8 protein-coding genes and 1 tRNA gene are annotated in these 7,500 nt (G+C 50.0%); 3 read left to right on the forward strand and 6 right to left on the reverse strand.

Translation table 11 applies throughout. The features are described 5' to 3' along the window. Positions 1–232: 232 nt before the first annotated feature. Positions 233–1,612 (reverse strand): signal recognition particle protein, encoded by a 1,380-nt coding sequence (gene ffh / locus AAC007_RS04415; protein WP_295871442.1) that lies wholly within the window; start codon positions 1,610–1,612, stop codon positions 233–235. Between the two features lie 202 nt (positions 1,613–1,814). On the opposite strand from ffh, the gene ccsA reads away from it, so the two are divergent. Beyond that, a complete protein-coding gene (ccsA, locus tag AAC007_RS04420; RefSeq protein ID WP_339674819.1) occupies positions 1,815–2,612 on the forward strand; it encodes a cytochrome c biogenesis protein CcsA in 798 nt (265 codons plus the stop codon). A 74-nt stretch (positions 2,613–2,686) separates the two neighbouring features. Then, complete coding sequence (locus AAC007_RS04425; protein ID WP_219041797.1) at positions 2,687–3,955, forward strand: HlyC/CorC family transporter; 1,269 nt, start codon at positions 2,687–2,689, stop codon at positions 3,953–3,955. Between the two features lie 19 nt (positions 3,956–3,974). On the opposite strand, the gene AAC007_RS04430 is transcribed toward AAC007_RS04425, so the two are convergent. Genes AAC007_RS04430 through queA form a run of 5 tightly spaced genes read right to left on the reverse strand, consistent with a single transcriptional unit; the run spans position 3,975 to position 7,217 of the window. Beyond that, on the reverse strand, positions 3,975–4,172 hold the full coding sequence (locus AAC007_RS04430; protein WP_296435829.1) for a DUF1289 domain-containing protein: 198 nt from the start codon (positions 4,170–4,172) through the stop codon (positions 3,975–3,977). Then, positions 4,169–4,699 (reverse strand): gamma carbonic anhydrase family protein, encoded by a 531-nt coding sequence (locus AAC007_RS04435; RefSeq protein ID WP_296435828.1) that lies wholly within the window; start codon positions 4,697–4,699, stop codon positions 4,169–4,171. Before AAC007_RS04435 ends, AAC007_RS04430 begins: the two co-directional genes overlap by 4 nt. A 27-nt stretch (positions 4,700–4,726) precedes the next feature. Then, entirely contained in the window at positions 4,727–5,038 is a 312-nt protein-coding gene (locus AAC007_RS04440; protein ID WP_339674821.1) for an NGG1p interacting factor NIF3, read from the reverse strand. Then, a complete protein-coding gene (tgt, locus tag AAC007_RS04445; protein ID WP_339674822.1) occupies positions 5,031–6,155 on the reverse strand; it encodes a tRNA guanosine(34) transglycosylase Tgt in 1,125 nt (374 codons plus the stop codon). The genes AAC007_RS04440 and tgt overlap by 8 nt, the downstream gene beginning before the upstream one ends. A gap of 9 nt (positions 6,156–6,164) precedes the next feature. Further along, positions 6,165–7,217 (reverse strand): tRNA preQ1(34) S-adenosylmethionine ribosyltransferase-isomerase QueA, encoded by a 1,053-nt coding sequence (gene queA, locus AAC007_RS04450; RefSeq protein WP_339674833.1) that lies wholly within the window; start codon positions 7,215–7,217, stop codon positions 6,165–6,167. Positions 7,218–7,379: 162 nt separating this feature from the next. Between queA and AAC007_RS04455 the strand changes: the two genes are divergently transcribed. Continuing rightward, positions 7,380–7,466, forward strand: a tRNA-Leu gene (locus AAC007_RS04455). Positions 7,467–7,500: the final 34 nt, after the last annotated feature.

Raw genomic sequence — 7,500 nt, forward strand, 5'->3', positions numbered from 1 at the left:
GGCGCGGAATTATAAGGGAAATCGATGATATATGAAACACTTAGCGCGCTTTTTCTTAGCGCCCCCAAATGCATGCCAAAGCTAGAGAATGGGAGGCAGTTGCAAACCTTAAGAAAAATAAAAATTTATTATATTTATCAATCAATTAACGGAAAAAATCATACGCAACATCAAGATAAGAATGGGCGATTAGCCTGCACAAGAATAACCGCACCAACCTTAGCTCAAGCCATTACATTCCAGGGAAGCGACCACCTCCGCCACCAGGCGGCATCATTCCACCCATGCCACGCATCATATTTGTCATACCGCCCTTCTGACCCATTTTCTTCATCATCTTCGCCATTTGCTTATGCTGCTTGAGCAAACGGTTCAGATCTTGAATTTCGGTGCCAGAACCGACAGTGATACGGCGCTTGCGAGAACCATTTAACAAATCCGGATTGCGCCGCTCGGCGGGCGTCATCGAATTGATAATCGCCTCCATGCGCGTGAACATCTTATTGTCCATCTGGCTTTGCGCCATTTGCGCCATATTGCCCATGCCCGGCAATTTATCTAGCAGGCCTTTCATGCCGCCCATATTCTGCATTTGCTGGAGCTGATCACGCAGATCTTCTAAATCAAACTTCTTACCCTTTTTAAGCTTCTTGGCGAGTTTCTCCGCCTTATCTTTATCGAGCTTAGATTCCGCCTCGTCGATAAGCGACAAAATATCGCCCATACCCAAGATGCGCGACGCAATCCGGTCTGGGTAAAATGGGTCAAGCGCATCGGTCTTTTCACCAACCCCGATGAATTTAATGGGCTTGCCTGTAATGTGACGCACCGACAATGCGGCACCACCGCGGCTATCTGCGTCCGCCTTGGTCAAAATAACACCGGTCAGCGGCAGTGCCTCGCCAAATGCCTTGGCGGTATTCGCCGCATCTTGACCAGTCATCGCATCGACAACAAACAAGGTCTCAATTGGCTTTATAGCCGCGTGAAGATCCTTTATCTCGGTCATCATATCGGTATCGATATGCAAACGACCGGCGGTGTCGACAATCACAACGTCGTAAAAACGCAACTTCGCTTCGGCAATGGCAGCATTAGCAATATCAACTGGCTTTTGATCAATGTTGCTTGGAAAGAAACCGGCACCAATATCATTCGCCAGCGTTTCCAGCTGCTTTATTGCCGCTGGCCGATATATATCGGCGCTGACCACCAAGACCTTCTTTTTATGCTTTTCTTGCAGAAATTTTGCCAGCTTGGCAACAGACGTGGTTTTACCCGCCCCCTGCAAACCCGCCATTAACATTACTGCCGGAGGCTGCGTGGCCAGATTCAATGTCTCGTTCTGGCTGCCCATGATCCGCTCCAGCTCCTGCTGGACGATCTTGATAAACATTTGACCTGGGCTCAGGCTCTTACTCACCTCCTGACCGACCGCCCGCGCCTTAACCGCCTCAACGAAATCCTTTACTACCGGCAAAGCAACGTCGGCTTCTAACAGGGCCATACGCACATCGCGCATGGCATCGGCTATATTGTCTTCACTCAACCGCGCCTGACCAGTGACATGGCGCAGGGTCTGCGAAAGGCGTTCGGTTAAATTCTCAAACATGCGTAAACTCTCTGAAAGCTAAAAGTAATTAATGTGGCAACACGGTTCAAGTCGACATACTATCGTGAACCCGCTTACAATCTATTCGCTGTGCTGCACCGTAAATAGAAGGCGCGGCGTAAAATAATGCCGCAGTATAACCGAGTCATCAGGCAGACCCAACGCTCAGTAAACAATACGGATATAACGGCCACACATACCGATGAATTTATACAGCAGTATCGCCGCCATTGCTTTTTATACTATTGCTGCAGGCATGCAATACCGCGACCTAAACCGCGATCTCAGCCGGCCCAGCCTACTGACCGGCTTGGCTGCCGTATTGTGTCACGCTGTTGCCGCAATTACCGCCATCCACACCGTCAACGGCATGGATCTCGGCGTTATTCAGGTTTTATCCCTGATTACTTGGCTGATTTGCTTAATCACCGTGAGTGCAAGCTTGCGCAGACCGCTCCACAACCTGCTAATCCCCCTGTACCCACTCGCCGCGGTGAGCTTGTTGGCTGAACTTTTAATCCCTGAGCGCCAACAATTACTTCAACACCAGCCAATTGGTGTCTTATGTCATATATTGCTTTCGATATTGGCTTATAGCGTGCTTACCATCGCCGCCACTCAGGCCATAGTACTTGCTCTCCAAGATCGCATGTTGCGCGAACATCATTTAAAGGGCTTACCGAGCATTTTGCCTCCCTTACAAACAATGGAGGCAATGCTATTCGAACTTATTTGGGCCGGCTTTGCACTGCTGTCTCTGGCCATAATCACCGGCGGCATCTATGTCGACGACATGCTCGCCCAGCACTTGCTTCATAAAACCGCTTTTTCGGTTCTGTCGTGGATATTATTAGCGATATTACTCTGCGGCCGCGTGGCACTGGGCTGGCGCGGAAAAGTCGCCATTCGCTGGACTTTATGGGCGTTTGGCTGTCTATTACTAGGCTATCTCGGCACCAAAATCGCCCTGTCTATCATCATCCATGTGAGCAGCACCTGAGATTACGCTTGTCGCGCCCCCTTTTTTTGGTCAAGATTAGCGCTCTTTTAAGTAACTAAGGAGTTTTGGGCTTTTTGAACGAGGCACCGCTGGGTCTTCTTTTTGGCATTTTAGCTGCATTAATCGTCCTGTCCGGTTTTTTCTCCGGCTCAGAAACCGGGATGATGTCCCTCAACCGATATCGTATGCGTCATCGCGCAAAATCCGGCCATCGAGGTGCTAAACGCGCCGCAAAACTACTTGAAGAGCCTGACAGCCTGATCAGCACTATTTTGATCGGCAATAATCTGGTCAATAATTTAGCTGCGTCCATCGCTACAATTGTCGCAATTCGCCTCTACGGCGATAACGCCGTCGTTCCCGCGTCAATATTGCTAACCTTGGTTTTCCTTATCTTTGCGGAAATCATTCCCAAAACCATCGCTGCGTATAAATCGGAAACCGTCGCCTATACGGTAAGCCATGCATTGCTGCCACTGAAAGCCTTCTTGTTTCCTGTGATTTGGCTAGTCAGTCACGTCACCCAATTTGTGCTACGCCTAACGCGCATAGAAAAAAACGACGGAACAGAACATATCGGCCTAGATGAGCTGCGGACGATTGTCGGGGAAGCCGGCCATTTAATTCCCAAACACCACAAAGGGATGTTAATGAACATCCTCGACCTCGAACAAATCACGGTGGACGATATTATGATCCCCCGCAACGAGGTCTTTGGAATCGACGTCGATGCCGACACCGACACCATCATTCGCAAATTGCGCGACGCCGAATTCACGCGCATTCCGGTCTATCAAAATGACATCGACAACATCGTCGGCATTCTGCATCAGCGCGACATCATTAACAGTGTAGATGCCCAAGGTCGCGTTCAGCGCGACGCCTTACTCCAAGCGATCAGAGACCCTTACTTTATTCCAGAAGGCACCCCACTCAATACTCAGCTATTTAATTTTCAGAAACAAAAACGCCGTATGGGCATAGTCGTTGACGAATATGGCGTGATGCAGGGAATTGTGACTCTGGAAGACTTGCTGGAAGAAATTGTCGGCGAATTTACGTCGAACCTAAGTACTGACACCGAGGATATCGTGCATCAGGCGGATGGTACTTACCTGGTAGACGGCACCACCACAATCCGAGACATTAATAAAAGTATGAAGTGGGACTTACCTACAGATGGGCCAAAAACCTTGAACGGCCTACTGCTAGAGAAATTGGAATCGTTTCCAGAAGGCTCAGTCGGGTTAACCATAGATCGCTACTACTTTGAAATTCTCGAAATGAAAGGCAATCTAATCCAGTCCGTTCGAGCTTATAGCAAGGGCAAAAACCGGCGCTAGTGCGCCGGCAAATATCGCCCTAGCCCAGATCACCATAGCGATTGCGGCAGCGTTTATTTGCCAGCACAATCACTTCACGCTTACCCGCATTATCCATTTCCGACCAATCGCCAATCTCTTTTAGCGTTCGGTAGCAGCCGGTACACATGTCGTCATTGTCCAATGCGCAAACCGAGACACAGGGCGACGCTACCGCTTTTTCTTTGCCATCACTCATGCCATGTCCTGAGGCGTTAACTGGGCGGCGAAATGATGACCATTTTCAACATAATGCGCAGCAGACATCATCAATGCCGCCTGCTCTTCGGCGCTTAAGCTACGGCGTATTTTAGCCGGCGACCCCAACACCATTGAGCCATCGGGTATTTCCATACCTTCTGTCACTAAAGCGTTTGCACCGATCAAGCAGCCTTTGCCTATCTTGGCACCATTAAGCACGACTGCGTTTATTCCAACTAGACTGCCTTGACCGATAGTGCAGCCATGCAACATTGCCTTGTGGCCCACCGTGACGTCGTCACCAATATGCATGGGAAAACCCGCATCGGTGTGAAGTATCGAGCCGTCTTGAATGTTACTGCGCGCGCCAATCACGATGTCATCGACATCGCCGCGAATGACCACGTTAAACCAAATACTGGCATTTTCTTTTAGCGTCACAGAGCCGATAACGGTCGCGTTATCCGCGACAAAATGACCACTGCCCTCAAGCTGAACACGGCGCTCACCCAATTGGTACAACATAGTGAATCTCCTTAATAAGGCAACAATTCAGATCGATGCCAGCTGATACAACTCGTAAGCCGGCTCTTCGTAGGGATGTGCGTTTTTCAACGCAGCAATCACGTCGTTAACGCACTCTTCGGGGCACAGTGTTTCCACCCTAAACTCGTCTACTATTTCTATTTCTCCCAGCCCACCTATAAAGGGCTGACTACCCGCCAAGGGCAAGAATTGTCCCTGACCCAATACCTGCCAGCTACAGCGACCGTAATTACCTTGCCCACCGGCACCGGCATCAAACACCGCATTCTTCACCTGTTCGCAGTGCGCGGCAGGTACAAAGAACACTAATTTATACATCGGCCCTACCATCTTGTTCGCGATAAAACTCTTCGGCAAATTGCGCTAGGCGCCCTTCTTCAATGGCTTGGCGAATTGCCGTCATATGGTTTTGATAATAACGAAGATTATGAATCGTGTTTAGTTGTGCGCCTAAAATCTCCTTACACTTATCGAGATGATGTAAATAGGCCCGCGAGAAATTCTGGCACGTATAACAATCGCACTTTGCATCCAACGGTGCATTATTAAAACGGTGGCTCGCATTCCGTATTTTAATCACACCCGTAGACGTAAACAGATGACCGTTGCGTGCATTGCGAGTTGGCATCACACAGTCGAACATATCAACGCCGCGCATAACCGCCTCTAGAATATCTGAAGGCTTGCCCACCCCCATTAAATAACGGGGTTTGTCTTCTGGCATATGCTCCGCTAGCGAATCGAGCACCATTAACATTTCATCTTTTGGCTCGCCGACGGATAAACCGCCAATCGCAAAACCATCAAAATCAATATCTTTTAAACCCTGCAAAGATTCACGGCGCAACTCGGGGTACATGCCACCCTGCACAATACCAAACAAAGCCGCGTCGTTGCCGGCATGCGCGGTTTTACTGCGTTCAGCCCAACGCAAGGACAGCTCCATAGAGGTTCGCGCTTCCGCCTCGGTGGCGGGATACGGCGTGCACTCGTCAAATATCATGACGATGTCCGCCCCCAGATCACGCTGAATTTGCATTGATGTTTCTGGGTCTAAGTACACGTCGCTGCCATTTACTGGCGATTTAAAAGACACCCCCGCTTCACTAATCTTGCGCAGTTTACCGAGACTCCAAACCTGAAAGCCGCCAGAGTCGGTTAATATCGGCCCCTGCCACCCCGTGAAATCATGCAGATCGCCATGGGCTTTTACCACCTCTGTGCCCGGCCGTAGACTAAGGTGGAAGGTATTGCCAAGAATAATCTGCGCGCCAATTTCCTTAATGTCACGCGGCAACATGCCCTTGACGGTACCGTAGGTACCCACTGGCATAAATGCGGGGGTTTCCACTTTACCGCGCGGAAAATCCAGCGTTCCGCGACGCGCCAAACCATCGCTGGCCTTCAAATCAAAGCGCATTCGGCACTCAGTCATAAACTAATCCTATTTCTCGGTATGACTTGATGGGAATACCAACATGGCATCACCATAACTAAAAAAGCGGTATTGTTCGGCCACAGCCTCGGCGTATGCACCAAGAACCGCATCGCGACCGGCAAAAGCGCTAATCAACATAATCAAGGTTGACTCTGGCAAGTGGAAATTGGTGACGATCAGATCAACGCTACGGAACTGGTAACCGGGATAAATAAATATGCGACTGTCGCCAGAAAAAGCCGCTATCTCACCGGACTGAGAGGCAGACTCCAAGCTGCGCACACTGGTTGTCCCCACCGCCACAACACGACCACCGCGTGCCCGCGTTGCGCGCACCCGCTCACAAACCTCTTCGCTCACCTCAATATACTCGGCGTGCATTTGGTGATCGCGAATATCGTCTGCGCGCACCGGCTGAAATGTCCCAGCACCGACATGTAAAGTAACAAACGCAATATCAACGCCTTTATCACGGCATTGCTGCATTAAACCATCGGTAAAATGTAATCCCGCTGTCGGCGCGGCGACCGCCCCATCACGGCTGGCGTATACCGTCTGATAGCGCTCGCGATCGTCCAACGCGTCCTCACGTTCTATATAATGAGGTAGCGGCATGTGACCGATACGATCAAGCACGTCTAACACCGGCGAGGCAAAAGTCAGCTCAAACAAAGCATCGTGACGGCCAAGCACAGTCGCGATATCACCAGTTGGCTTCGCCTCTGCACTCACACACAAACTCAGCTCAGCGCCCGCCTTGGGCGATTTACTAGAGCGTATATGGGCCAACACTTTATATTCGTCTAGCAAGCGCTCAACGAGTATTTCTATCCGACCGCCAGTCGCCTTCACCGCAAACAATCGTGCCGGGATAACCCGAGTATTGTTGAAGACCAGCAAATCGCCCGCCTGCAAATAAGACGGCAATTCTTTAAACTGCCGATGTTGACAGCGCTGTTCATCATCTAAAACCAATAGACGACTGCCATCGCGCTCAGGCATGGGATGATAGGCGATTAAGCTTTCAGGAAGCTCAAAGTTAAAATCACTGCGCCGCATAATGTCTGCTTTCGTTCGGAAGGGCGCAAGATTAGCGGAAAATGGCACGGGACTCCACCAGAGTAGATCAATATGTATACAGCCCTTGCCACATTAATAAATAAAATGTCCCCGTCGATTGACCCCACAGGAAAGCTTGTTATAATCGCGCCCCACTTACATGCCAGTGTGGTGAAATTGGTAGACACGCTAGATTCAAAATCTGGTTCCTTTGCGGGAGTGGCGGTTCGAGTCCGCCCACTGGTACCATGTAAGCTTATAAAAACAACAACTTAGAAGACTT

The organism is uncultured Zhongshania sp. (assembly GCF_963975605.1).
GTDB lineage: Bacteria > Pseudomonadota > Gammaproteobacteria > Pseudomonadales > Spongiibacteraceae > Spongiibacter > Spongiibacter aquimaris.